This window comes from Priestia sp. FSL P4-0332 (assembly GCF_038005845.1).
Classification (GTDB): domain Bacteria; phylum Bacillota; class Bacilli; order Bacillales; family Bacillaceae_H; genus Priestia.
Genome location: NZ_JBBOUA010000004.1, coordinates 79,982 through 105,595, shown reverse-complemented (window position 1 = coordinate 105,595; position 25,614 = coordinate 79,982). Strand labels below are relative to the sequence as shown.

22 protein-coding genes are annotated in these 25,614 nt (G+C 31.4%); 9 read left to right on the top strand and 13 right to left on the bottom strand.

Annotated elements, in window-relative coordinates; all coding sequences use genetic code 11:
- Positions 1–2,276: 2,276 nt before the first annotated feature.
- The 3 genes from MKY06_RS29405 to MKY06_RS29395 form a co-directional block, all read right to left on the bottom strand.
- Positions 2,277–2,948, bottom strand: a complete 672-nt coding sequence (locus tag MKY06_RS29405; RefSeq protein ID WP_116299274.1) for a sulfotransferase family 2 domain-containing protein — start codon at positions 2,946–2,948, stop codon at positions 2,277–2,279.
- Positions 2,949–3,480: 532 nt separating this feature from the next.
- Positions 3,481–4,824, bottom strand: a complete 1,344-nt coding sequence (locus tag MKY06_RS29400) for an FAD-binding oxidoreductase (protein WP_098526681.1) — start codon at positions 4,822–4,824, stop codon at positions 3,481–3,483.
- A gap of 513 nt (positions 4,825–5,337) precedes the next feature.
- Complete coding sequence (locus tag MKY06_RS29395) at positions 5,338–5,901, bottom strand: class I SAM-dependent methyltransferase (RefSeq protein ID WP_116299276.1); 564 nt, start codon at positions 5,899–5,901, stop codon at positions 5,338–5,340.
- Positions 5,902–7,051: 1,150 nt separating this feature from the next.
- Between MKY06_RS29395 and MKY06_RS29390 the strand changes: the two genes are divergently transcribed.
- Entirely contained in the window at positions 7,052–7,972 is a 921-nt protein-coding gene (locus tag MKY06_RS29390; RefSeq protein WP_098526684.1) for a beta-propeller fold lactonase family protein, read from the top strand.
- A 968-nt stretch (positions 7,973–8,940) separates the two neighbouring features.
- Here the strand turns inward: MKY06_RS29390 and MKY06_RS29385 are convergent.
- Entirely contained in the window at positions 8,941–9,441 is a 501-nt protein-coding gene (locus tag MKY06_RS29385) for a hypothetical protein (protein WP_116299278.1), read from the bottom strand.
- 1,394 nt (positions 9,442–10,835) lie between these two features.
- Between MKY06_RS29385 and MKY06_RS29380 the strand changes: the two genes are divergently transcribed.
- The 3 genes from MKY06_RS29380 to MKY06_RS29370 all read left to right on the top strand — a co-directional run bounded on the left by MKY06_RS29380 (position 10,836) and on the right by MKY06_RS29370 (position 13,085).
- Positions 10,836–11,312 (top strand): hypothetical protein, encoded by a 477-nt coding sequence (locus MKY06_RS29380; protein WP_016766733.1) that lies wholly within the window; start codon positions 10,836–10,838, stop codon positions 11,310–11,312.
- 444 nt (positions 11,313–11,756) lie between these two features.
- Positions 11,757–12,242 (top strand): C1q-like domain-containing protein, encoded by a 486-nt coding sequence (locus tag MKY06_RS29375; RefSeq protein WP_029319724.1) that lies wholly within the window; start codon positions 11,757–11,759, stop codon positions 12,240–12,242.
- A gap of 345 nt (positions 12,243–12,587) precedes the next feature.
- A complete protein-coding gene (locus MKY06_RS29370; RefSeq protein ID WP_116299279.1) occupies positions 12,588–13,085 on the top strand; it encodes a hypothetical protein in 498 nt (165 codons plus the stop codon).
- Positions 13,086–13,179: 94 nt separating this feature from the next.
- Here the strand turns inward: MKY06_RS29370 and MKY06_RS29365 are convergent, their stop codons facing one another.
- Complete coding sequence (locus MKY06_RS29365) at positions 13,180–13,749, bottom strand: kinase (RefSeq protein WP_116299280.1); 570 nt, start codon at positions 13,747–13,749, stop codon at positions 13,180–13,182.
- Between the two features lie 521 nt (positions 13,750–14,270).
- On the opposite strand from MKY06_RS29365, the gene MKY06_RS29360 reads away from it, so the two are divergent.
- Complete coding sequence (locus MKY06_RS29360) at positions 14,271–14,402, top strand: hypothetical protein (RefSeq protein WP_255286001.1); 132 nt, start codon at positions 14,271–14,273, stop codon at positions 14,400–14,402.
- A gap of 687 nt (positions 14,403–15,089) precedes the next feature.
- Here MKY06_RS29360 and MKY06_RS29355 read toward each other — a convergent pair.
- The 6 genes from MKY06_RS29355 to MKY06_RS29330 form a co-directional block, all read right to left on the bottom strand.
- Positions 15,090–15,473 (bottom strand): hypothetical protein, encoded by a 384-nt coding sequence (locus MKY06_RS29355; RefSeq protein WP_116299281.1) that lies wholly within the window; start codon positions 15,471–15,473, stop codon positions 15,090–15,092.
- Positions 15,474–15,644: 171 nt separating this feature from the next.
- Complete coding sequence (locus MKY06_RS29350) at positions 15,645–16,703, bottom strand: phosphotransferase (RefSeq protein WP_116299323.1); 1,059 nt, start codon at positions 16,701–16,703, stop codon at positions 15,645–15,647.
- Positions 16,704–16,723: 20 nt separating this feature from the next.
- Positions 16,724–17,896 carry a carboxylate--amine ligase gene (locus tag MKY06_RS29345; protein ID WP_116299282.1) on the bottom strand — a complete coding sequence of 391 codons (1,173 nt, stop codon included), beginning with the start codon at positions 17,894–17,896 and terminating at the stop codon, positions 16,724–16,726.
- Positions 17,897–17,911: 15 nt separating this feature from the next.
- Positions 17,912–19,198 carry a glycosyltransferase family 4 protein gene (locus tag MKY06_RS29340; protein ID WP_116299283.1) on the bottom strand — a complete coding sequence of 429 codons (1,287 nt, stop codon included), beginning with the start codon at positions 19,196–19,198 and terminating at the stop codon, positions 17,912–17,914.
- Positions 19,195–19,851 (bottom strand): PIG-L deacetylase family protein, encoded by a 657-nt coding sequence (locus tag MKY06_RS29335; RefSeq protein ID WP_098526690.1) that lies wholly within the window; start codon positions 19,849–19,851, stop codon positions 19,195–19,197. The genes MKY06_RS29340 and MKY06_RS29335 overlap by 4 nt, the downstream gene beginning before the upstream one ends.
- Before the next feature lie 583 nt (positions 19,852–20,434).
- Positions 20,435–21,253 (bottom strand): YncE family protein, encoded by an 819-nt coding sequence (locus MKY06_RS29330; protein WP_116299284.1) that lies wholly within the window; start codon positions 21,251–21,253, stop codon positions 20,435–20,437.
- A gap of 291 nt (positions 21,254–21,544) precedes the next feature.
- Here MKY06_RS29330 and MKY06_RS29325 point away from each other — a divergent pair, with 291 nt between their 5' ends.
- From MKY06_RS29325 to MKY06_RS29315, 3 genes are all read left to right on the top strand, one after another.
- A complete protein-coding gene (locus MKY06_RS29325) occupies positions 21,545–21,769 on the top strand; it encodes a hypothetical protein (RefSeq protein WP_223272403.1) in 225 nt (74 codons plus the stop codon).
- Positions 21,770–21,905: 136 nt separating this feature from the next.
- Entirely contained in the window at positions 21,906–22,439 is a 534-nt protein-coding gene (locus MKY06_RS29320) for a spore coat protein (protein ID WP_029319742.1), read from the top strand.
- A gap of 37 nt (positions 22,440–22,476) precedes the next feature.
- Positions 22,477–22,905: a spore coat protein gene (locus MKY06_RS29315; RefSeq protein WP_029319744.1), complete on the top strand. Its 429-nt coding sequence runs from the start codon at positions 22,477–22,479 to the stop codon at positions 22,903–22,905.
- A gap of 378 nt (positions 22,906–23,283) precedes the next feature.
- On the opposite strand, the gene MKY06_RS29310 is transcribed toward MKY06_RS29315, so the two are convergent.
- A complete protein-coding gene (locus MKY06_RS29310) occupies positions 23,284–23,718 on the bottom strand; it encodes a hypothetical protein (protein WP_098526691.1) in 435 nt (144 codons plus the stop codon).
- A 381-nt stretch (positions 23,719–24,099) separates the two neighbouring features.
- On the opposite strand from MKY06_RS29310, the gene MKY06_RS29305 reads away from it, so the two are divergent.
- Positions 24,100–25,386 (top strand): glycosyltransferase family 2 protein, encoded by a 1,287-nt coding sequence (locus MKY06_RS29305; RefSeq protein ID WP_116299286.1) that lies wholly within the window; start codon positions 24,100–24,102, stop codon positions 25,384–25,386.
- Here MKY06_RS29305 and MKY06_RS29300 read toward each other — a convergent pair.
- On the bottom strand, positions 25,383–25,601 hold the full coding sequence (locus MKY06_RS29300) for a hypothetical protein (RefSeq protein ID WP_074684250.1): 219 nt from the start codon (positions 25,599–25,601) through the stop codon (positions 25,383–25,385). The two genes, MKY06_RS29305 and MKY06_RS29300, sit on opposite strands and share 4 nt — an antisense overlap.
- Positions 25,602–25,614 lie beyond the last annotated feature (13 nt).

The window sequence follows — 25,614 nt, the reverse complement described above, 5'->3', positions numbered from 1 at the left end:
CTCATAATGCTATTATATTTACTTTATAAAATATTGTATTAGTGCGTTATCAGTTAATATATTAGTTGTTATCAAAAATAAAAGCCTTAATAATCTTTGGCTTTAGCGACTTCTGGTATCTGGATATACCCAAACTTTTTTGATTGGAATATATATTATATAAGAGTTTGAGCAAGTTACTTCAGAAACTATAAAGGGTCGCTCTTACTAGATGATTTGGTATAATAGAAAAAACTACTGATTGGGCGGCACCAGTAGTTTTTTCTATTTTTTAGCTGTAGACGGGCTGTATTATTGGTTCATGTCATGATCTGTATTGATAATAATTAAAACCTTCAAGGTAAACAAAATAATTTATGGCTTCTTAGAACCGGATAACAAAATGGCTCTTGAACTAAAGTAACAATTCATAAAAACCAAGTTCTTTCTCATAGTACTATGCAAAATAACTTTCATTAAATTAATGGTTACATTAATCAATTCTTCAACTTCCTCTCTATATTCACAGGGGTAAAACGATAATGATATTTATAATAATTTGATTTACTTTTACTTTATATGTTTAATTCATCTTTTTATTCATAAAACATTCAAATAAAGGTCTTAACTATTAGATTCTCAAATGGCTTTTTAGTTCTTAAAACTTAAAAGTTCATTCCGTAGTGAATACAAAGTTGATTTACATAACAATAATTATCAGAAATAACATGGGGAAATTATAAACTTTAGACATCGCTAAAATGTAAATAGTCATTTTCAAATTTATTGTTTATATATTATTGATTCAACACGTTTCTGCGACGATCAAGCCTGGATTTTTTGTATAAAAACCAGGATTTTATGTTTTTAAATCATACTAAATAAAGGAGATACACAAGTTCTCTCGAATTTGTGTAGATGAAATTTTATTATATGGAAAGCACAAAGATAACATATCTAGAAGGCTCTTTCCCTTTTGCTAAATCATCTAAATTCTTCACAGCAACCGAACACACATTTCTCACTTTAATCTCTATCTTTATTCTCTTTTTGAGTGTTTTTCTACTTCAATATAAAAAAAGTAAAAAACATCTTGAAGAGCATAAGGGGTTTTTGCCCCCACCATAGGCGTGGGGCTAGGCAAAGCCTAGCAAAACCGTGGGTACAAAGAAAATCGTTAAATGTCCCCTTTACGTCCCCTTTTTTTGGCATACGTCCCTTTCAAGTCCCCCTTTAAAATCTCAATGTCTCTTTTATGTCCCCTTGTTTTGAAGCAATGTCCCTTTTGCGTCCCCCTCACAGGTGACTTAGTGTATATAATCTGTTGATGTTGAGACCCTTCAAAGGTCACATGAGTTTATCAAGATTGAAGAAATTTTTTTGGTGATTCATATGCTAAATTCTGAATTTTCCCAACAGCTTACTTCATAGAGGATACATCTAATTTGCGTATGATATGTGGTCTTTGTGATCTAATTGTGGTGTCTTCTTTAGGCAGTATCAACTACATTTCTCGTCTTGAATATCTATCCAAAGCAAGCTCAAAAACTTGCGGTTTGGCGATTGTAAATTGATTTGGAAGCATTCTTTCTTCAAGAATTTTGCATTCCTCTTTTGCATTTTTTAACCAAGCAACCCTCCCAATGTATTCAATTTCCCTTAAAGTTTTTCATTTTGATCTACGATAAGACCCTTCTATTTTTTGAGTGCACCCCATGTTATTATAAAGTCTACCACTACTTTAATTTCTACATGGGGTGCTTCCTATCCAGAGGAAGTACCCTTTCTTTGTTTACTATTCTTACTTTCTTTACATGTTTTTCTAAAATCGTTTTCATTTATTTCATAATGTTTGTGCGGTTTTCAAGAGCTAAAAAACGTAATTCCTTATGTAGCTCTTTTGAAATGTCAGAAGTAAGATGACGATTTCCTTCTCCAATTTTAATCATATACTCTTTCTTCCAGACAACGTATTTAATTTGCAACGCTACTTATAATTTTGTCTCAAAAGGTATGATTTCCATTCTAGAAAGTAAAAAAGCCATGTTCTAAAAAAAGAACATGGCTAAAGAAAATGAAAAGGTGGTAATACATCATACAGGCTTTTTAAATAATATCGTATTAGACAATAATCTAACTATAACAAATGAAATTAGATTTCTAGAGCAAACTATTCAAGGTGCAGCAACGCATCAACCTATGGGATAATTCTTGTAGCAGAAAAGCTCGCTGTAGAAATAGGGAATTTCCTTGTTTTTTATTCCTGCATATCCAAATAAATATATGTGAACTTATTTTTAAAGATCTTTCAATTGCCTAATAAAATTAGATTTCACATATTTAAATAGTTCTATATCTAACTCATTATTTTTTTCTATTTTCTTTGTTATTGCAGTTGGTACTTCACTGAGTCGAGGGCGGGATTTTGTAACATTCTTCTTCACGTATTCAATATTAGTCCAATTAAATTTATTCTTTAGCAATAGAAGTGATTCATTAAACAACTCTGTTATTCCAACTAATTCAAATACTCCTAGATTTTCTTTTGCTTTTTCTAAACTTAGTTGAGAGTTTAACCCACAAATTTGATGAATTTGTCCATTCTTAGCTTGTGGATCCCAATCAATGTATTCTTCAAAGGTCATATTTTTCATATTCTCCTCATAATAACCCGGATATGTTTTTAAAAAATAATATAACGATATCACACGTTCAATAGGATTACGCATCATAGTAAAGTAAGTATAGGGTTTAGAAAAAAGGTCATGTATTCCATAAAAATGGTGACCAGATATTGCTTTGATTACTTTTTTATTTTCTTCTTTTAACTGACTAAAATGCTCGTTCATTGCTTCCACGGGGACATGATCATATATCTCATTCTCAGCATAAGATCTTTTGAAAATTTCATTTAATGTGGTTCCTCCAGTTTTAGGAATGTGTATAAAGATAATAAGCTTTTTCCCCATTGGAAAATTTACCTCCTCTCTTAAAAATCCTTTAATTCTTATTTTCCAAATGCAAAGAGGAAAATTCCCTTTTAGAAATTATGTAACAAGCATAGTCATAAATTAATAGAATCAAAAGTCCTTGCAAGCAATGATTTCAAGATTTTTTAATTAAGTGTTGAAAGTAACACATACCATTTCCACATGATTTTCTTAATTTTAGTGTATTCCCCTTTTTTCCTTTTTGGAACTTGAAAACTTAAAGAATAAATTCTAACACCTTGAGCAAACTACTCAAGGCGCCGTAAGATGTCAAGTACAACTGTTTATGGTATTTACAAGAAAAATTGCCTTACTGCTACATGGGGGAGTTTTTACTTCTAAACTAGTAGCATGAGCCACACCATATAAAGGTGACTTTTTTTCGCACCATAATCAACATCATAGGAAGTTACTGTATATATAACATGTTCCGTTAATAGATATTACTAATTCTTACCAACTTCCAAATTTAATCTAAATAGTTATAAAATAGTAAATGAAAAAGATAGACTTAAAATTTAGGACGTATACTTTGTGGAAAACGAAATACATTTTCAGGATCATATTTCGCCTTTATTTTTCGTAGCCTTTCATAGTTTGAGCCATAATATGCTTTTCCATATTTTTTGATGTTTTGATCTGGAACATTCACATATGAGCCTGTTACATATGGTTTCAACTGTTGGCGTACTTTTTCAACTGATGCAAGATTCGCATCTTTTTGTGATTTATTTTCCCAACTAGCAGTCCATTCCGTATAAAACAATGGATCGCGCCAAAAGAAGGCTGTTTCGTTGCTTGGTACTCTGCTTAGAGCACCGCCCCAATTTATAAAAAAGAAATTGGCTTCTGTCCCAGTGGCCTCTTCCAAAAATTGTTTCATTATTGAAATAGGTTCTTTCGACCAAAGATCCAATACCCATGCCGAAGAGAATTTAACACTCTGATCAGATCTACCCGGGATCGGTTCGTCAGGGTCTAAGAAATCTATAGCATCTGGATAAGCTAATGTCTCTATAGTTGTTTCTTTTGGGGTTCCAGCATTTAGTAAAGGCTTTAATAATCTCCTTAGCTCACTTTCTGAACCTAAGAAGATTCCCTCTGCATGGCACAGTCCATTTACTTTGCTATAAATCTCAAGTAAACACCCTAATCGTTCGTCTACAAACGGTGCCCATTGTTGCCAAGCCCTAAATACAGTTTCTAGTTGTTCCCATGGCCAGATAATATTAAAGACTGTTGCTGTCCTAGGGGCCTGATGAACTTTAAAGGTGTATTCTGTATTATATCCAAAATTACCACCGCCGCCACCTTTAGAGGCCCATAGTAAATCCTCATTACTAGATTGATTTGCTTGAATAATTTTACCTTTTGCATCTACCATTTTCAATCCGATAAGGTTATCGCTTACAAGACCAATCGATCGTGACAGTACTCCAAACCCACCACCCATTGTTATTCCTCCAATTCCAACGGTTGGGCTATCTCCAAACGGAGCCATAAAACCTTCTCGAGCTAATCCTTTTACAAGTGGGCCGACGTGAATTCCTGTTTGAACCGTTGCAATCGCATTTTTCCTATCTAAGGAAACTTTTTGCATTTCACTCACATCAATAACAACACCACCTTTTACTACTGAAAGGTTCTTATCTAGAGCATGGCGCCCACTTCTGACGCGCATGGGCACTTCATTCTCACGAGCCCATTTAATAGCGTTGCTTACATCTTGAGAATTCTGTGCGAAAACAAAGACAAGGGGAGAGACATCAACATAAGGGTTCCAATTCTTAATGGCTTCTTCATAGCCAGGGTCTCCTTTGAAGATTACTAGTCCTGTTAACTGTATTGATCCCATCTACTCAACTCCTAATTTTAATAATAAAAATGTAATTATAAATTTTATGTAATATAAATAATAAAATATGCAATTTAACTTGATGATAATGGAAGATATATTAATAAAAGCTAATGTTTTGAGTAAACTACTCAAGGCAATTAGGGTTATCAATATACACATAGTTTTTTCTGTTTTAGACTGTATATGATATACAAACTTAGTTAACACGGAGATCTACGAAAAAGAGAACCTTGATATACCAAAGGTTCTCTTTGTGTAACTTTTTTCCAATATACAGCTTTCTACACAGCCTTGATATAACAATGATTTCTCTACAAGTGAATGAAAATAAGGTGTATAAAAAGTGCACATTTTATACATATGCAGCTAAGGTAAAATGTAGTCTTGATGGTGAAAATACGGTTTCATTAATTCGAAGTTATCTTTTCATTGCTTGTTATACGTATGAAACCTGATAAAAAGCTATCCCAGTCTAGAGTGACCCCAATTAGAATCAACTTAAAGTTACTTTTACACCATTAGAAATTCAATAAAAGGACGTGTTTGTAATTCTTTTTTCGTTACTCTTGTAGGTTTAATGGCTCGTAATTCTACAACCATTTCACTTACAACATTTCGCTTTCTCATCACGTCCTCGTATATTTCGTGAAATGATTTTTTCTTATATACTGCTTGACTAATAAATAAAGAGATTTTTTCCGTTTTCCAATCACCCTTGTATCCATGATCTGCTCTCCAATAATAAGGTTGTGAAAAACAAGCAAAAGAATCTATAAAGTATGGTTTCACCACATATTTATTATCACTTAATCCATATTGAAGGCGAAAAACTGCTTTTGAATCATTTTTTGCTATTCTGTGAAGTTCCTGCATTAGAGGGAGTGTAAAGTGGATATGTTCAATTAGGTGACTTGCATAAAATTCATCTATGCTATTGTCTTCAAAAGGAAGAGGGATTTCTGAACACATTTCTAGGTCAGCTACAATGTCCACTCCTTGTCCTTTCATGATATCTAGATTTATCCACTCTTTTAGAATAGTTTTCCCACAACCCAGATGAAGTTTTTCCTTCATTAATATTTCCTCCTTTTTTGAGTCAGTGCCTTCTTAAGAATTGTCTATTTTTCTTTATAAATGTTTCTCTTATGGAAGTTACAACAGGAGTTAGTCTCAGTTTAATAGAATATCATTTAAAATTAATAAAAATAATTAATTGATAAAATCAAAATCTTTTATTGTAACACTCCATAATGGCTTCTTCAGGAAATAGGCATCTTATATGGAATCTGCACTCGTCCACACCCTTCTTACTACTTTACATATTATAAATTAAGCAATTCTATTTCAGTATTCTCCTAATTTTCTAACAGAAGGTTTGAATGTCTGTCTGTTCAAGAAAAAACTACCTTAATTCTCCCATAAGATAGTTTTCCTTTTCGTATAATCACAATTATCAAAAAAAGCCCTTAGAAATGTTTGTTCTAGGGACTTTTTGATTTATAAAGATTAGAATGATGCAAAAATATGAGCATTAAAAGTTAATTATTCCATCACCAAAAAAAACTATTCTTAATACACTATATGTTTTCATTCTCAATTAGGTAACTTGCCTAAGCTGAATATTTTCTATTATTGGAGAAAAGTATTCGAGATGGTTCACATTATTACTCTGTATAAACCTGCGTCTAAACAGAAATAAACACTGTTCAGGAACAGTAGTTTTTTTTGTTAGGCTGTATAGTTTATTCATTTTTAGTTATCTGGGTTTTATGGGAGGCATAAAAAAGGAAACCCACTGCTCGCTTCATGATAGCAATAATACTCCTCTAGACCTAATTTAGTAAATTTATTACATGAAAAATAATTATCTTTCTAAGTTGTCCAATCACTTTTAATTAATTGATCATTTTATATAATAAGGACGCAAAAAGGGAGGGAATAACCATCATACATCCCGATAACGAAAATTTACTTGAAGTATTAGGTAATGTTAACAAGGCCCTTATTAACATTAACAAAGCGATAGATGATTTCGAAGAACAAAAAGATTTTGAAAGGGTATATGAACTTAAAACAGTAAAAGTCAATCTTGAAATATCAAAAAAAGTAATAATGTATGGACTATTTCATAATTAACTTTAATTTATAATATAAAAGATTTTCACGACAATTTGGACATAAAGCTATGTAAGTTTTCTTATTAATGAAGAAAGGGAGAATTCAATTGATAACAACACCTTCGATTATTTATAGTGTTCTCGCTTATGTTGCAAATCCTGGAAATAACACAGTTTCAATAATCGATATAGAAACTAATTTAATGACTTATAACATTTTAGTTAGAAGTATCCCATACAGACTGGCTATTACACCAGATGGAATGCGAATTTATGTTGCAAATTATGGAGATCTTACAATCTCAGTAATTGATACGATCGCTAATGCAGTGACTGCTACTATTTTCACTGAAGGCAATCCATCCGGACTAGCTATTACACCAGATGGAACACGTATTTATGTTACAAATGAGGATAATAATACGATTTTGGTAATTGATATTGCTACAAATACAGTAATCGCCACAGTTTATGTTGGCACCACTCCTAATGAGGTGGCTCTTACACGAGATGGAAAATACGCTTACGTTACAAATGCGGGTAGCGATAATGTATCGGTCATTAATACAAATACAAATACAGTAATTTCTACTATTTCCGTTGGCTATAAACCATCTGGAGTAGCTATTACACCAGACGGGATGTATGCTTATGTTACAAATAAGTTCAGTGACAATGTATCGGTTATTAATACAGCTATAAATACAGTAATTTCTACTATTTTCGTTGGTTATAAACCATCTGGAATAGCCATTACACCAGACGGGATGTATGCTTATGTTACAAATGCGGGTAGTAATAATATCTCAGTTATTAATACAGCTAAAAATACGGTAACAGCTACTGTTTTCGTTGGGGATGCTCCATCTGGAATAGCTATTACACCGGATGGAACCCATGTTTATGTTACAAATGAGTTTAGTGACAATGTATCGGTTATTAATACAGCTACGAACACAGTGACCTCTACTACTGATATCAAAAGTAACTCTTTTCCCATTAGAATATTAATTAAAAATGGTATGTAATGAAATTTATTAGCCACGAGAATTAATTAACATACTGAGCTTTATTAGAAATAATCAGAAAACAATATTAAGCGTACTATATTGACGAAGAAACATTTATTTTAAAAATGCATTGACTGATACAGTATCGGTGTCTCTCTTGTATCCGTATAAAAGGACTAAACAAATATGAATTCTCTATTTAGAATAATAATAACTGTGCAAGGCTTCAATCGTGGAGGTGAAAATAAGTGAAGAAAGAAAAAGCTAATTTAGAACTGGTCGTTTTCCTTGTACAGTAATGTAGCCCCTAGTCTTTTCTAATTTACGTAATCGTTGTTAATAAAAGGGGTAAAAGGTTAACTAAGAACTATTCCCTAGCAAGGATCCCGGTATTCGACACTGGCTTGGTTAAGCTGTACATAATCCCCTCCTCCCTAAAAGAAGGATTTAAAACCCATTGGCTTTCCCACTGGATTGGAAACCTCTTCAGGATTCCCGTTCAAAAATAAAAATGAGCCACTGAATGGGTTCAGTAGCTTTCTTAGTTATTATATATAAATTTAGTTAACAAGAAATATTTTGGATTATTTTCTACAACCGGAACCATGCTCATTATCTATATAGTGTCTACAACCACAGCTATGATTATCAATCCCCTTGTGTCTACAAAACACAGACTTATTCCACTAGTAAAATATATCCCTCTTTAACCAGTAAGGGCATTGTATAAGTTACAATAAAATTAGCTAATACTAAAAGCGTAGAGTAAAAAAGGAGGCTCTTAGTATCAGCAAACTAATAAATTTTTGTGAAAAATAGGCAACTATCTAACGATTTATTATATGTCTTTTAATATAACTTAAAATCCATTAGGAGTAGTCTATCTAAAAAAGAACTAGTTATTAAACTAGCTCTTGATATGCCAATTTAATTGCTAATTTCAAAATACATTATTGTAAATGCAATTTAAATATTTGAAATTTTCATTAACCAATCCGATTTATAGTAAGAGAAGAACTACCCACAATAACTGAATCACCAACTTTATGAATTCGAACATCAATTACATCATTAGCTAAAAGATCTAATTGAATAGTTTTACTTACAGTGGCTAAAGCTAGTGTATTACTCGTTACAGTTAAACTTACCGCAGAAAAATTTAATGGAACATCATTAACAAAAAGAAACCCCCTAGCAAGGTCTGTTGGATTAATTCCAAGAGTTAAACTCATAGATATTTCGTAAACCCCCGATTCATTAATTGTTATTGTATCATTAACTATACTTAATGTTACATTAGCAGAAGGACCCACGAAGTCATAATCAACTTTTGTTTCATCAACATCTATAACTTGTCCAGATTCTTTACGTAAAGAACCAAAAGCGGGTAATACACTTGACCCTGAAGGCCTTGATGTTGTGCAATAACAGGAGTTCGAAGTGCGATTGGTGCAACAATAACAGTGTTTCTTTCGACATGAAGACAAAAAACTCCCCCCTTTATTTAACTCATACTATAGCTATATTAAAAAAATATTAATTTTGCTTGTATGCCTGTCTAGAATACTCTACATAATTTTTTGTTCTCAAGAGAGAAGCTGTTGAAATTATTTTTAATAGTTTTTTCCATATACGAATAGGTCTTTGTTTACTAAGGATTTGTTTCTTTCGTTTATTAACATTACTGTCATCATCTTCGCGACCATGATCTCCACCACCGTAACCATTGCCAGCGCCACCATCTACGAAAAATCATATGTTTTCACTCCTATATGTTTATACCTTTAAAATATGTACAAGGGATGAAAGTGTTCATTTTGAAGTTAGAAAACTTCTAAAGGCGTTTTTGAGCATCATAAGACAATTATGTTTCATTGAAAGAAAAAAGCCACTGACTAGGTTCAGTGACTTTTTTCTTTTGTTTATGGATGGACGCTTCCTTGAGTTTTAGGGACTCAATACCATCATTCTCATAAAGAGTTTGTTATCTGTTAAGAGTTCTTCTAGGTTTGGTATTCAAAACGTTGAACCTAACAATGCATATCTTTCTGATTTGTCGCCATTAAGTTTCTGGTTTTTGAAAAGGTGTTTCCTCTCAAATACGCAGCTTTTTATCTATCGTGGATTCGATAATATTCTAAGGGCGTTTGAATGAAGGATGTATAAAAAGTGCAGCTTTTATAAACATGTTAGCCCAAGAAAATAGTACCAATAAAAAATAGGATATTATCTGTAGTTATACATTATTTCCTTAAAAGCATTTTATAATTACTTAGTCGTTAAAAAACGATTCCTAGGTAATTGGGGTTCCAGTAAAACACAGAATTTTGTTTCTAGATTATATTTTATTTTTCTTGGATTACTTTATAACCACTTATAAAACGCATCAATAAAATGATAAAAAACTTATTAGTTCTAATTTTTTTTAAATTTATATTTATATATAAATGTTTTTGACTTGATATATGTCTTTAAAAACAATTTAAAAAATATTAATTTTCAATAAGTAAATAATAAAATATTTATAAAAAATTAATGGTTTTATCATTTACTCTAAGTGACGACAAATAGGAGATTTTTCTACAAACGATATAAATAATAAACTATATTTATAAAAAGTAACTTTTATAATATTTATATAAAAATAAGAACTTTATAAATATATCTTAATAAAAGTTAATTTTTAAATTTTATTAAGCAATAGAATAATATTTAATGTGATTTCTTGAAAAACTATCTATTGGTTTCTATTATCATATCCATAGTTATTAGAAAATCATCTACGAATACAGGACGTATACAAAATGTATTTGAATAGATGGCAGGAACATGAGGATGAAGTGCTGAATATGTATACAAATTGTATACACGAGGTGATAAGGTGGGAAAGCTAGATAAGTATGCTCGTCAATCAAGATCAAAAGAAGCAAGCAAAGTGTTACCGATTCGATTGCCAGAAAGTATATATGAGCAATTTCGAGAGCGTTGTGAAGAGTTAGGTCTATCAATGTCGGAAGCTGGATATTTACTCATCAGGGAAGAGTTAGAAGAGAATCTATACACAATGACTACAAACGAAGTTGCTGCAACTACAGGACGAATACAAAAATCTATACAAGATGAGAATACACCGTATATAAAAAAAACTACAAATAGCTCTTCTACTTTTTCTAGTCGCTGGACGTCAGCACATTATGAGGTTGAAAATGAACTACCTTGTCCTTTATGCTACCAATGGTACAGTAAAACTAACTTTGCTCGTCATGCCAAGAACCATAATACAACTACAAAAGAGCTCTTAGAAAATAACAAAGAGTTTATTTTTCAAATGATAAAAGAACGTAAACACAATGCGTAACAATAACGTAAGAGGGTTTTTGCATATGCATACCCTCTTGCTCGAAAGTAAAGTGGAAGAACGGATTTATTCCTTATAACATAAGTATTTATGAAGATAAAGAAGAATTTCGAAAGCAGGGTATACTTGGTTTTTCTTACTTAGGGGGTTAAAAAGTAAGTTATTTATTGAATTCACAGAAATTTAGCATAACTGGACAAGCACAAAAAGAAAGGAATTTTGTATATATAATAAATTAGAAGGAATCCAATTGAGGTCTATTTTTTACATTTAACAATTGATATTGGTAACAACGTTTATCATAGCTTGATGGGTTTGCTATTGCAGAGAATGCTAAGAAAAGATTATCAAATTAGTATTTTTGCCTATAGTAGGCTAAGAATACTAACCCTTTTTCTATAAAGGAATAAACTATATAAAAATACAGGAAATGGGGTTTATGAAATGAAAAATTATTATATTCCTCCTAATTATGAGGGAGTATATAGACCGTATGTTAACGATGTAAGAGCAGGAGCTTCTGCTTTTAGAGCTATTAATAATGTAGATATTCCTCTCCAGGCTAACAGTGCTAACAAGGTTCGTTTTCAAACTGAACAATATGATTTGGCAAATGAATATGATCTAAATACCTCTACTTTTGTCCCGAGAGAAAGTGGAGTATATTCCCTTTCATCCTCAGTTAAATTTAAACCTTTTAATAGTAGCCCATATAACTTAGATATAGTTTTTCTCATAACCAACAAGGGAGAAACTGAAGGAAGAGATAATGAAGCTTTTGCAGCAAAAAGACCAGGAATTATAACAGCAAGTGAAACCTTTTGGTTAAATGCGGGAGATCAGGTTGTAGTAGGGATGAGAAGTAGCATTGCTGGCATGATACAAGGGGACGGCAGTACAACTTTTTCAGCAGTCAAAGTATTTCCCTAAACAATATGAATGTTAGTTTAAGCTTAATTTTATTTGACCTATTATCTCCGAGTAAACCTTCTTTCCCCTATATAAAAACGTCTTTAAATTGATGAATAGAATAATTTCTATACTACTTATACATTTCCTTGAACTGTTCAAGCTTGTTAATTTTACCTTTCCCCCTTATATAATTGCCTTGTAAGTTATTAAACCTTTTTTAATAATTCATACTAAATGAGAAAGTTCAATTTTAAGATCTATGTAGAACTCAACGCAGATGTATTAATATTTTCATTAGCTTAAGAGGAAAATATCTTTTAAATATATCATATAGTCAAACTTTTAGAGAAAAGAGGAGGAAAAGTGGTAAGTGCTATTTTGCGTGATGAAGATATAAAGTCCATTAATTTGTGGATAACGAAGATGAGGCAGTATAAAACACAAGATACGGAGTGGATGACTAAAGCCGCAGTAAGGACCTTAAAATTAGATTATAAAATAATTGGATATGGATACGAGCGGGTCACTTATGATCTTCAAAATGGATATGTATTAAAAGTTGCTACGTCAGAGTTAGGGCTTAAAAGTAATAAAAATGAATTTATAATATATAAGTACTGTCATGCTAAGTTAAAAGAACATCTGTGTCCAATTAAGGAAGTCGGATATGGGTGGAATATAATGGAAAAAATGACAATCCCAGTACCTAGAACTGAAGATTACGATAACCAATTAAAGTATTTAAAAAAGAGGTTTAGACAATATGGAGTAAGACCTAAAGATTTAGTAAGACCTAATTTAGCCTTAACAAAGAAAGGGAAAATTGTCTTTATTGATTATGGGGACTTTACATTAAAGTGAAAAGGATATCCTATAAAATTAAAAGATTAATATTAATTTTCGTTTTTATGGATTATCCTTTCACTACTACCTGCATCATGAAATAATAATATCTTTACTTATATTTTTTCCATTCATCATAGACCGATGGACGAACTTCTCTTACAAATTTCAAAAACTCGCCTGTTAACCCTAGTTTTTTAAATCCTTTCAATAATTTAACAGGTACAGGTTGGTCAGAAGTAAAAGCCCTTTTATGATCGATAACTTTTAAATCCCCTAACTCATTGATTAACACATGGCGTATTTCTGCATCATATCTAGTGAACCCTAATTTTTTTAGTTCATCCAACATGTTTAAAATCTTCTCAACTAGAGGCTTCGTTAACTGTCCATGCTTTTTTAGGTATCGTGCGAGTGAGAATCCTTTTATATATTCCATAACTATAAAGTTTGCACCATATTGATAAAGACGTGGCATTACTGGAGATGATTGGCCTCTACGCAGTGCTTCCAATTCTCTTTGTTGTGTTTCTTCTTTAAAAAAAAATTTAATACACCGATCAGATGTTAGTTGATAAACTATACCATCTGCTCCGTCTCCGATTATTTCATATTCTTTTAAGTCTTCCTTTCGAATAACCTTATTGGGTTTATGAATGATTATTGGTGAAAAATCTTTCAAATCTATTCCTCCTAAAAATGAAGAATCATATTTTCAAAATCTGAGCTGGTGATTTCTTCATTGTTATTACTATTAGGTAACTTAAATGTTAATTACTTGAACCTTCTACTTATAAATGTATAAAAAGATTCATTAATTTACTTAAGTTAGCATTTAGACGAGTATCTTATGACTCTTTTTCTATTGAACTTCAGGATATATTCCCCGAGGGAGAAGTGAATTTTGTTATTTTCTCATATTTTATATCTTATTCTTGGATTAATAAGATGCTTGGATTCTTGTCCGTTAATTAGAAAATATATTTTGTAGTGTAAATTAATAATTCTAGCTGATGTTAATTGTCTTGATAATCTGTTGACTTATAATTTGTTATTTGGTGTTATTAAAGAAATTCCTAAATATTTATTTTTTAAATGTTATTTTAAATGAAAAATTTTTTTGGAAATATGGTACAAGTACCCTTTCCGATTGCTTGTTTTTACATATAATATTATTAAAATTGGAAGAGAGGTGCTATTATTATGGGTTACAAAGAATACTGGGACGAGGAAAAGAATTCAGAAGAAGTTTCTTCTAAAAAGAAAAAAAAGAAAAGTGAGCACAAAGATTCTGGTGCAACGGTAAGAATTATTAGTTTGTGGAAAAAAGGATAATTTTTACATTTATATATCTTTTTTTATGTAACTAATAATAGAAGCTACATAACCATTCTTTCAAGCCTAATGGAGGAATGGTTATGTGATTTTATCTGGAATATATTTGATAATAAAAGGTGTTATTTACAAAAAGGTAATAAAACAGTAAGGATTACTTTAAAATTTAAAGATACTACTGATTATTAAAATATTAAATCCTTAAGGTTTGGATTCTCACGGATACTAAAGAAAAGTTTAGAAACCAAGAGACATATTATGAGTAACTAATCACTCTTTTAATCGACTTAAATAAAAAGGTTAGGTGTAATCCTATTATACTAACTATACACAAACTGATTTTTTAATAAAGATCCCTACATAATTTACCAAAACACAAAACATTACTGTAATTAAAGACATACATACTTAGGGTCTATTTTACAAACTACTATGTTACTAGAAGAATTAGTAAAGTTTCATAAGACTATTTTTAGGAAACGTTATATGGTATTGCTGCTAACTTATTGAAGCTATATAAAGATTGCTTCTTTACATTTTTGAGACAAATTAGATGAGTCAAACATCAATGAATATGTATAATACTTAGGTGGAAAATATCCCTTTATTAATCGTGAATTGTGATTAAAAAGGGATATTTATTTAGAAATTTAATTGAATTTTATTTGAAAATTAAAAAAGGATTATTTACGGATACATTGTATCGTAATCTGTGCTTTTATATTTACATTTATCCTTTTTGTGCTTGTACTCGTCTTTTTCTTTATATTTATCTTTTTTGTCTTTAGACTCGTATTTGTCTTTTTTGTGCTTGTACTCGTCTTTTTCTTTATATTTATCTTTTTTGTCTTTAGACTCGTATTTGTCTTTTTTATGCTTGTACTCGTCTTTTTCTTTATATTTATCTTTTTTGTCTTTAGACTCGTATTTGTCTTTTTTGTGCTTGTACTCGTCTTTTTCTTCATATTTATCTTTTTTGTACTTACAGTCATGTTTGTCTTTGCTAGCGTCATGGATGACTTTTAAATCGTAATGCTGGCCTTCTTTTTTGTTCTTATAAGATTTACTCATATTGCTTTCCTCCTTTCATATTATATTCTATTTTTTTACAGTAAAATTGCTTGTACTATACGGAAAAATATTCAACATTACAGCCTATTTTTAAATTTTTCCGGAGAGTCATTTTTAAATGTCTCCGGAAAGATTGTTATTTATAGAGATTGATAACTTACTTTTTATATATCAATCTATTCCTAATTCCCTACCCCAAGTTGCTACTTTTTCCAGATGATAACCTAGTAACTCGCCTCCACGGTTATCAAATATTCTTCGTAATTGGGTGTGCAATCCTTTTTCTAATGTTCTTTGTAAATAAGCCATTTTGTAAAGATCTCTTGGATCAGTTTTAAATTTAATTCCATGCTTTTTCATTTCGTTAACGTAAGTTACTATACAATGATTTCGAATTTCTTCGGCGTATTTTTGCCAATCTGCTCTGAATCCTAATAATATTTCTACTAAAACTACCATATCAAACCATGTTGGAGCATATCTTGCTGACTCCCAATCAATGAACTGAATATTCCAGGGATAATCTTTGGTAACATCTTTACTACATATATTTTGCATGTGAAGATCTCCATGTGTAAGAGAAGACCCACTTTCCAGTATTTCACGGAAAAAATCCGGACCTTTACTATATAGTTTTATTAAGGGCTTATAATAAGGTTTTATTAAATCTTTTGTTCTGTCATCGCTAACTGCCTCATCGAGAAAAACGACCGTTTTTTCAATGTATTTTTCTCGTTCCTTTCTTGCTGATGCGGAATCATAAGTTGGAAGCCAAGAACTCCAAGCATCATTATATTTTTTGAATTTGTCTTCGAACGTGCGAGCATGAAGTTTAGCAACCGTGGGAATAATGTAGTCTAAATGTTTTGGGGTAAATTTTAATTGACCGCGTATTTGATTAACAAATTCCATGAAAACCCAATCTTCATTTGAATTCCTTTCTATGAGGTAAATTTGAGGTAAAAATTCTTTCAGCAGTGGGTGGAGTTTCTTATATATATTAATTTCAACTTCATTTTTTTGAGTTGTTGAACTATAGACCTTAAAAATAATTGGATAGTAACCACTTTTTTTTCGAAGTAATAATTTATATATGCTGCTTCTTTTGGTTGATTTCAGACACTCTATTTTAGTTGGATCAATGATAACTTTTTCGCCCATGGAATAAGAAAGCTTTTCGGAAATCTTTAATTTCGTAAATAGTTTGTATAATAATTTAGGTTCATACACAATTTTCATTCCTTCCTTTGTTATTTCCAATGTTGTTTCCAAGCGTTAACCAAGTGAGAACATGTACTTCTAATAAATGGCATTGGGTCATTCCATGCAAATAGGGCGAACTCTTTTTTTCCTTGAAAACCTTTATAAAAATCAATAAAACTCATTTCTTTTCTTTTTCTTTTTTGAAGAAAAGTCAGATAATATCTTACTAGATATATCCATTTAACCCCATCTATTTGATAGAAGATGGGCTCGGGATTTTGTTTAGTTAAATATAAATAATACATATAGACAAAATTAATACCAGAAGGTTCTGTTAAGCTATGTGTTAGCCAGAAACGTGGGTTTATTTCAATGAATTTGTAAATACCATCTCGAGGATCCTTTTTGAATTCAGCCATACCAATGCCTTTAAGTTCAATTTCTTCAAAGAAGGGTAAACATATATCGAAAAGCTCTGGAACTCGCTTACTTATAATATGTGCACCCGTTCCAAACTCTGCAGGAAATTGGTGATTTTTTTGTAAAGAGAATAATGCCATTAATTTCATATCGTCATCATAGAAAGTAGCGACTTTATAAAAACAATTATCATCTCCAGGAATAATTTCTTGAATAATTAGCTTTCCATATTCCCTGTAGGTCTGGTAATCAGCTTTTAATTGGGCTAAATCATTTATTAAGATAGCTTTTTTGTTAATGTTTTTTCTGAATTCATGGCCAAGAACTGGCTTGAGGATACAAGGAAAATCAAGATTAGCAATCGCTTCTTCAAAGTGGTCTTCATTTTCTACAATATATGTTTTAGGACATGAGATATTATGCTTTAAAGCCAATTCATATGCCTTCTCTTTGTCTAGAACTTCTTCAATTAAAGAGTGATCTGGAAGTAAGAACAAAAAGTATCTAGACAGTACTTTGCGATTTCTTGAAATAAAAACAATATAATCATCAGAACCTGCATATAATATAGGTTTTTTTCCTATGCTTTGGGAAAGATTGATTAAAAACATAAGCAATTCATTTTCTTCAGTTAAAGGATTGGGACATATATTACAAGTCGCTAAACGGGATTTTCCTATCTTATAAGCTCTCTCTGTATCAAAAGCATATATTTTTATCCCTTTTTTAGATAAACTTCGAATTATTCCAACCCCATTTGCGCTCAAATCAAGCACAACTGCACAATGTTCATGTTTCATAAGGTTTAGCCACCTTTAAAATTTATTATATATACTTTCTATTTTTCTTATCATTCCATCTGTGGTTAAGTGTGTCTTAGCAAAATTAAATGCATTAGTACTAGCTTTATTTCGAGCTTGTTTATTAACAATGAAAAATCTTAATGCTTGTGCTAGTTCTTCTGTATCTCCAGGTTCAACAATAATTCCTGTTTTACCATGTCTAACAAGTTCTGGAATGCCACCGCAATTTGTTGAAATTATTGCTGTCCCACTATGCATGGCTTCAATAATCGCAATCGGTAAACTATCGTTAATTGTTGGAAGTACAAAAATGTCTGTTTTGCTTAAAATATAAGGTACATCGTCTCTTGAACCTAAAAAATTCACCATAGGTAAATCTAAGGAATGTAATTGTTTCTCTAAAGTTTCCCGCATTTCACCATCACCAACTATTAATACTTCAACATTATTTGTGTATTGCTTAATACGTGATAATGCATTAAGTAAATAGTTGTGCCCTTTTCTTGGTCCTAATCTGGCGACACATGTAATTACAAGTTTTTCTTGGTGCCCCAGCTTTTTTTTGTAATATTTTTCTGGATAATTAATACCTGTAATTACTGTTGTCATTTTTTCCTGTTTTGCTCCTAATTCTGTTAATGAATCCCGGAATGAGTCACTAAGAATAATGAGCTGGCTAGCAAACTCTATTGCTTTTTTCTCTAGCTCTTTATAATAGGTTTCTTCAATAGAACCCTTTTCCATTAAATTGAATTTTATTCTCTTGAAAGTGAACATTCCGTGAGGGGTGAAAAATAAAGGTTTGTTGTAATTGACATTAAATCTTCCTAAAATATTTGCTGTAAATATATCCTGTGCATGAAAGATATCGTATTTCTCTAAATCCATTTTTTGAAGCATCTGTTCATATACATATAAAAGACGACTATTAGATAAGATTTTTTTATCATAACTTCCATATCGTCTAAGGAAGAATTCCTTTAATTTAGGGGTAATATCTTCTCGTAAATTTTTTACTGTCGCACCGGGGAATAGATTAGGGGAGATAACATCAACTTTATGGCCTTGTTTTTTTAAACCTTTACTAAGCTCCGTAATATAATTGGACAATCCTCCTATATGAGGGTAGTCCCAAAATGTAGCGATTAATATAGTGAGTTTCTTTTTTGAGGGCCGTTTATGAGGGCTTATCTTTGTTCTATATTCTTCTCTAATTTTTACTGGCGGGAGATTAGGTTTATAGTATTCATCCATTTTTTCAATGATATAAGGGTAAGGGAAAATAAGATCTCTTATCATTTCCAAACCCTTCTTATCACTTCAAAAGCTTCTGCATATGACACACCAATAGTCATACCTCGAACTCTGCCTAGATGTTTAACGCCTTCGTAAGAACGGGGATGAGGGAAATTTCGCATTTCAACGTCATAATATTTAAGTGCATTAATCTTAGCATCAATATTACTTGTGATATCAACAAAATAATTTGGTTTAAATAGGTTATCAGAAGTTGAGGCATTCCATTCACTAGAGGATACAGTTTCAAATGTAATTAACTCTATTGGTTCCTTATTAGGGAGTGGTCTAGTTGCTGTTAATACTGCCTTAAATGTAATTTGATGATCAAGATTTAGATCACCATAATGATGGGTAAATATTTTACTAGGTTTATATTTTTCGATCAATTTTTCAATTTCCTTCGTTAACAAATGAAGAGGAATTGATTCTAACTCTAAATTGGGATGCCCAAGGAATATTACTTCATCAATACCAAGCTGCTTGTTTGCGAGCTTTCCTAATTCTTGAATGTGGTGTGCTTCTTCTTTTCTTCCTAAAGCCACAACGATTGAAATTACCTGATGGCCTTCATCTACAAATCTTTTTAAAGTTCCTGCTGTTCCTAATAGTTCATCATCAGGATGAGCTCCAATTACTAATATACAATCTCTCATTTTCTTTCCTCCTGGTTCCGTATTATATTTAATATATGAAGTACTTGTACCTTTAGAAACTGTCATTGGCGGAGAACTAATAGTTATAAATTTAGAAATTTCCTCGAGGACAGTAACTCAGAACGATTGTATATTTTTGAATTTTTACATAACAAATAATTAATTATGAGTGGAAAAGGGAAGGAAATTGAAAAACGTTCGTTCTTAAACAATGGTTTAAATGATATATGTAGGTGATTTTTTATAAGCACTAAATAAACGCGAGGAATATGTAATTTTTCTTGGTTCTCCCTTAATTAGTCTAGGAGCACACAAAAAAAGCCAGGGCTCTTCAAACCTATGGCTTTTTAATCCACTTACATAAAATTAAATTTAATTTTAGCACGAATCTTATAATATAGTAGTTAACCCTTATTTAATCACTATATCCAGAGATACGCTGCTTAAAAAGGAATTTTGTGATACTTAATTAAATGGTATTTTAATACAAATGTTATCAATATATTTATAATAACATGCTCAATTTTATATATTTTTGTCTAATCATTAAATTGTTAATCTTTATAAATTTTATAAGGTTAGATTATTCTAAAGAAAGGTCCTCATCGATGTTAGCCATAGGTGACGTTACCGGAACAGTAGCAACTACAATATTAGTTAGTCCATCAATTACAGAAATTGTATTTTCTGCTTCATGTGTCACATAGATCTGATTATTGGATGAATTAACCTCTATACCTGTAGGCTGATTTCCTACAGGAATAATAGCCATTACAGTGTTTGTTATTGCATCAATTACAGAAACAGTATTACTTCCCTTATTTGAGATATAAATTCGATTAGTGGCCGAATTTATACCTATACCAGACGGTTGAGATTCTACTAAGATCGTGGAAATTACAGTATTAGTTAACCCATCAATTACAGAAACGGTATTCTTAAATTCATTTGTTACGTAAATTCGATTGATATATGGATGGACATCTATATCAGTTGGGTAAGTTTCTACTGAAATCGTGGAAATTACAGTGTTAGTTAACCCATCAATTACAGAAACGGTATTACTTCCCCTATTTGAGATATAAATTCGATTGATATATGGATTGATCCCTACACCGGCCGGTTGAACTCCTACTGGAATGATAGCAATTACAGTATTAGTTGCCCCGTCAATTACAGAAACCGTTTGGCTCCCCCCATTTGTTACATAAATCCGATTGTTATTTGGATTCCCATTTAGGCTAACTGGCTGATGCCCTACAGGAATAGTAGAAACTACATTATTTGTTGTTGCATTAACGACAGAAATTACGTTATTATTCTCATCTATTACATATAGCTGATCGTTAGAAGCTTCACTATCGCTAAAATTAACATTTATTTTTTTTGCTTTCTTCGCCATTTTCACCAACTCTTTTCATAATTACTGTAAGAAAATTGTTGAAAACATAAGGGGAATATCTTATGTATAAATATATGATATTATTATTTTTTTATTATTCAAAAAAAAACTTGACCTTATTATAAGATAAATTTCTCCACATATACTTTTACCCCTATATTGGATATGATATACCCCTGGCATCATTTTAAAACTTATAATATTTGGAAATAAAGGTCGAACTCAGGAGTTTCCTTTTGTGCAGTAAATACATATAGTATTATGGCAAATATCATGAAAGGAGCAGGTAAATTGAATAATTCAAACCAAAAGCCCGGGGAAACCCCTAACAAACTTATGGAATTAATGATGCTAAACATTCTTCAAAAACACGGTATTACAAAAGAGAATGTTAAAGGGAAAGTAACTGATGAACAAAAGCAACTAATCTTCGATTTATTAGAAGAATTAAAACAGCAATCCGGTTCACTTGTTGATAGGGCCAAGTCCAATTCTCCAAAAACGAAACCAAAGTAATTCCGTTTCTTCTTAAAAGCGCCTTTTTTAGGCGTTTTTTCTATTTTAAAATTGGACATAGGCTCATAGGGTTTAGCCCAATCTTATTCATTCGAAAAATCATATATTATTTCATATAAGGAAAGGAGTGTTAATCATGCCAACTCATAAACGCTATGAGTCTCGTGAAGTAAAGAAAAGAAGTAAAAAGAAGCATTCTGATCATGATCACAAAAGTCGTTTCGAATTAGAAGAGGATGATCATTTTTCCCATTTATTTGAAAGCGATAATCATTTTGAGGACGAGAGTAAAGAGGATGCAGTTATTGAACAAGAACCAGATGCATTTTCATTTGTGGATCAAGAATCTACTGAATTAATTTGGATTAAAGATTCATGCGACATTGAAGTTACTACAACAGATACTCAGGTAGCTGTGCAGCTTCAAGTTGCTATCCAAGTAGCTCTTGGAGTAGTAATTTCCATTCTTTCCGCGAATGTTGCAAATTCTGAAGTTATAGCTCAAGACTTACTAGCACATGCTAACCTTGAGCAAACTAACAAACAAAAAATTGTCATTGTAAATTCAAAAGATGTCAAAATTACAACAACTGATGTAGATGCCGCTGTAAACATTCAGGTAGCAGTTCAAGCTCTAATTGCAGTATTTGTTTCTGTCCTTAGTTCTTAATTCTTATTTAATTAAAAATTTAAAGAGGTGAAATAGTATGGGTGAACAAAAATGGAGAGCACTAGACCATTGTAAAACTGGAACACATAATGGAGCAGTTATCGATCAGGATGCAGAAGCAGCAAGTTCAATTGAACAACAATCCTTTGAATGGATTATTGTTAAAGATTCTGAGGGTGTTGAAGTAAACACAACAGATGCACAAGTAGCGGTACAACTACAAGTTGCTATTCAGGTAGCTATTGCAGCCGTTGTAGCCATTCTCACGAGTAATGTCAATCAGGGTGAAATTGTAGCTGAAGAAATGACAGCACTATTGGGGACTAGACAACGGAATAGTCAAAAAACAGTTATCGAAGGATCAATAAATGTAAAAGTTAATACAACTGATGCAGATGTTGCTTTAAATATTCAAGTAGCAATTCAAGTGTTAATAGCAATATTTGTTTCTCTACTTAGCTCATAATTATGAGTTATTTTTTTAATACTACAAACTAAAATAAAGAGATAATCGTAATAATCTTGGATTTTTTTATCTATTAAGAGGTTACTAGCAGAAAAAGAGAGGGATAGTCTAAAAAACGGTTCCCTCAGTTAATAGTTTTAGAGTACACCAGAATTATATAGAGTTCTAAAGATTATTACGTCATATTTAAACTCATGGATATATTTAGCTAAATTTATTCGTTATTTACTTTCCTGAGAATAGGAAAAAAGCACTTTTCTTGTGGAAAGTGCTTTTTATATTTTATAGATGAAATTATTAAATGGACAAGGGAATTAAACAATTCTAGTATTTAGTTTCACCATCTGAGGGGAAAAGTGACAAGATTTTTATTTGGTATTAGTCTGAGTAAGCAATACCATTAAAACTCTCTGGTCCCACTCTCACGGTTCCTAGGAGATTTGAGCCAATAAATGCCGTATAGACTAAAAGGCCAGAAGCCGGTGCAGGGATGTTAAAATCAGAAGCTGTGAAGGTAAAAAGTTGGGGGCCTAATAGATTTATATTTAAGGATTCTGAAGAGGAATAAACAACAGGATCAGTAAGGGCAGTTCCTCTGACTATTGTAAGAGTAATAGTTGTTGCTGCAGGTAGTAGAGGTAATTGGCAAGCAACTGTCCCGCTTAATTGAGTACGGATAGGACCTGTAGCTCCTGAAACATTAAGTCCAATTTGTCCAAATAATCCTGGTTGCGAGAGAATAGTAATAGGAATAGAAATAGAGTTAGCAATGCTAGCATTTTGGGATGTTCTAGCATCTAATAATCTAGTCATGTAATGACCTCCTTTCTATGGTATTTATTATTATATGACAAGTAAGTTTTTACGCTTGGACAAACCAATTAGTTTAAGTACAACTTCAAATCTTAACTAATGGAATGAAATCTAATCAATTATACTTCCCTAGAGTAAAATTTACATAAATTATTTAATATCATAAAGAAGTTAAAGTACATATGAGTAACCTTATAAATAATTACTTTTTAATTTCGTTACAAATATTGTAACGAAATTTTATAAGATAAGATATCTTCTATACAAAAATTAAATTAGAATGTCGTCTTATTAATGACAGTAAGCTTATAAAAGTATCAATACCCCCGTTATTGGAATATTTATAATCAGTATCTTGTATAATGGAGGTTAATTTATATTATGAAAGATATTCAAGTCATTTTACTGAGTTATTCTAACTCAAATGCATTACAGCAGGCCTTAACGTCTTTAAATCTTATTATCAATCGAGTAAAAGAGGTCGTAGTTATAGATATACCTGACCTTTTGTTAAAGGTAGCTGATACTTTTACTACGCAAGTGAAAATCGAATATGTGAAACTAAATAACAATGATTTGGGAAGGGTATTAAATAACTATATTAAAGAGCTATCTTGTGAATATGTTTTATTTCTTTACGACCAAGATTATTTAAATTCAAACATAACAGAGATACAATTAGAGTTAAACAATGAAAAACAAGTGATGACTTATCAAAGTACAATTAAAAATATAACAATTCAACGGCCTTTTCTTGTAAAGACGTATTTCTTAAAACAAAATATATTTTTTCAGGATAACGAAGTTCCTTTTAAAGAAGCCATATTACCTTCATGGCTATCTCTAGTTGATCATTATCACCTTATACTAGAGAATAGGGGTATTATTAGTCAGTACTCTAAAGATGCTTCTACAAGTAATGTTGAAAAAATAAAATTTATAGAAAGGTATCAGTTGAAAATACCTAACCATATAGCTCAACCCTCCGTAGCAGTAATGGTATCAAATTATAATATGGCTAACTATGTAGGAACTGCTATTAATTCATGTTTCCTACAAAGTAGTCCACCAGAACAGATATTAGTGGTTGATGATGGCTCGACTGACGAGTCTTATAAGATTTTAGAAAAATGGATTTACCATCCTAGGTTTAAACTTTTAACTAAAGAGAATGGTGGAAAGGCCAGAGCCTTGAATGAATTACTCCCATACATTGAGACAGATTTTATAGTTGAACTAGACGCTGATGATTGGCTAGATCCTGATGCGATCTTTGTTATCAGAGATTATTTAAGGAGCTTATCAGACGATGTTGCTGTTCTTTATGGTAATTTAAGAGCTTGGAAACAGGTAAACCCAGAGAAAGTAAAATACAAAGGTATTAGAAAAGGAAGCCAAGTGTTTAATAAAATGGAATTGCTCTCATATACGTTTCCTTTAGGCCCGCGCGTCTATCGGACATTGCCTTTAAAGGAGAATAAAGGATTTCCAATTATAGACTTTGAGAATGGTCGTATGTATGAAGACGTTAGTATATTAAATCATTTACTAAGAGAAAATCGTTTACTATATAAAGATTTTACAGTTTATAATGTGAGAGAGCATGAATTAAGCATCACAAAAAAAAACCCCTCCGGTTGGAGCGATTTTTTAAAATTGCTTAATTAAGCAACTGGAGAAAAAGTAACAAAGTTAATTGCAGGGATAGATATAGTTAGTGGAGTAGTAGTAGTACCATAACCATATCCAACTGTCTGAAGGATAGTAAGAAGGTTACCTGTAACAGAAGTAATAATTCCTTCCACAAAACCATCAGACATAGCAATTTCTACTGGTGTCCCAATACGTTTTGTTAATTCTGCAGCTAAAAAGCTTTCAAACATATAATAAACCTCC

Bases quoted from the DNA above. Each gene is read 5' to 3' on its own strand.
- MKY06_RS29405 (WP_116299274.1), bottom strand. From the start codon at position 2,948: ATGGGGAAAAAGCTTATTATCTTTATACACATTCCTAAAACTGGAGGA.
- MKY06_RS29400 (WP_098526681.1), bottom strand. From the start codon at position 4,824: ATGGGATCAATACAGTTAACAGGACTAGTAATCTTCAAAGGAGACCCT.
- MKY06_RS29395 (WP_116299276.1), bottom strand. From the start codon at position 5,901: ATGAAGGAAAAACTTCATCTGGGTTGTGGGAAAACTATTCTAAAAGAG.
- MKY06_RS29375 (WP_029319724.1), top strand. From the start codon at position 11,757: ATGAAAAATTATTATATTCCTCCTAATTATGAGGGAGTATATAGACCG.
- MKY06_RS29360 (WP_255286001.1), top strand. From the start codon at position 14,271: ATGGGTTACAAAGAATACTGGGACGAGGAAAAGAATTCAGAAGAAGTT.
- MKY06_RS29355 (WP_116299281.1), bottom strand. From the start codon at position 15,473: ATGAGTAAATCTTATAAGAACAAAAAAGAAGGCCAGCATTACGATTTA.
- MKY06_RS29345 (WP_116299282.1), bottom strand. From the start codon at position 17,896: ATGAAACATGAACATTGTGCAGTTGTGCTTGATTTGAGCGCAAATGGG.
- MKY06_RS29340 (WP_116299283.1), bottom strand. From the start codon at position 19,198: ATGATAAGAGATCTTATTTTCCCTTACCCTTATATCATTGAAAAAATG.
- MKY06_RS29335 (WP_098526690.1), bottom strand. From the start codon at position 19,851: ATGAGAGATTGTATATTAGTAATTGGAGCTCATCCTGATGATGAACTA.
- MKY06_RS29330 (WP_116299284.1), bottom strand. From the start codon at position 21,253: ATGGCGAAGAAAGCAAAAAAAATAAATGTTAATTTTAGCGATAGTGAA.
- MKY06_RS29320 (WP_029319742.1), top strand. From the start codon at position 21,906: ATGCCAACTCATAAACGCTATGAGTCTCGTGAAGTAAAGAAAAGAAGT.
- MKY06_RS29315 (WP_029319744.1), top strand. From the start codon at position 22,477: ATGGGTGAACAAAAATGGAGAGCACTAGACCATTGTAAAACTGGAACA.
- MKY06_RS29310 (WP_098526691.1), bottom strand. From the start codon at position 23,718: ATGACTAGATTATTAGATGCTAGAACATCCCAAAATGCTAGCATTGCT.
- MKY06_RS29305 (WP_116299286.1), top strand. From the start codon at position 24,100: ATGAAAGATATTCAAGTCATTTTACTGAGTTATTCTAACTCAAATGCA.
- MKY06_RS29300 (WP_074684250.1), bottom strand. From the start codon at position 25,601: ATGTTTGAAAGCTTTTTAGCTGCAGAATTAACAAAACGTATTGGGACA.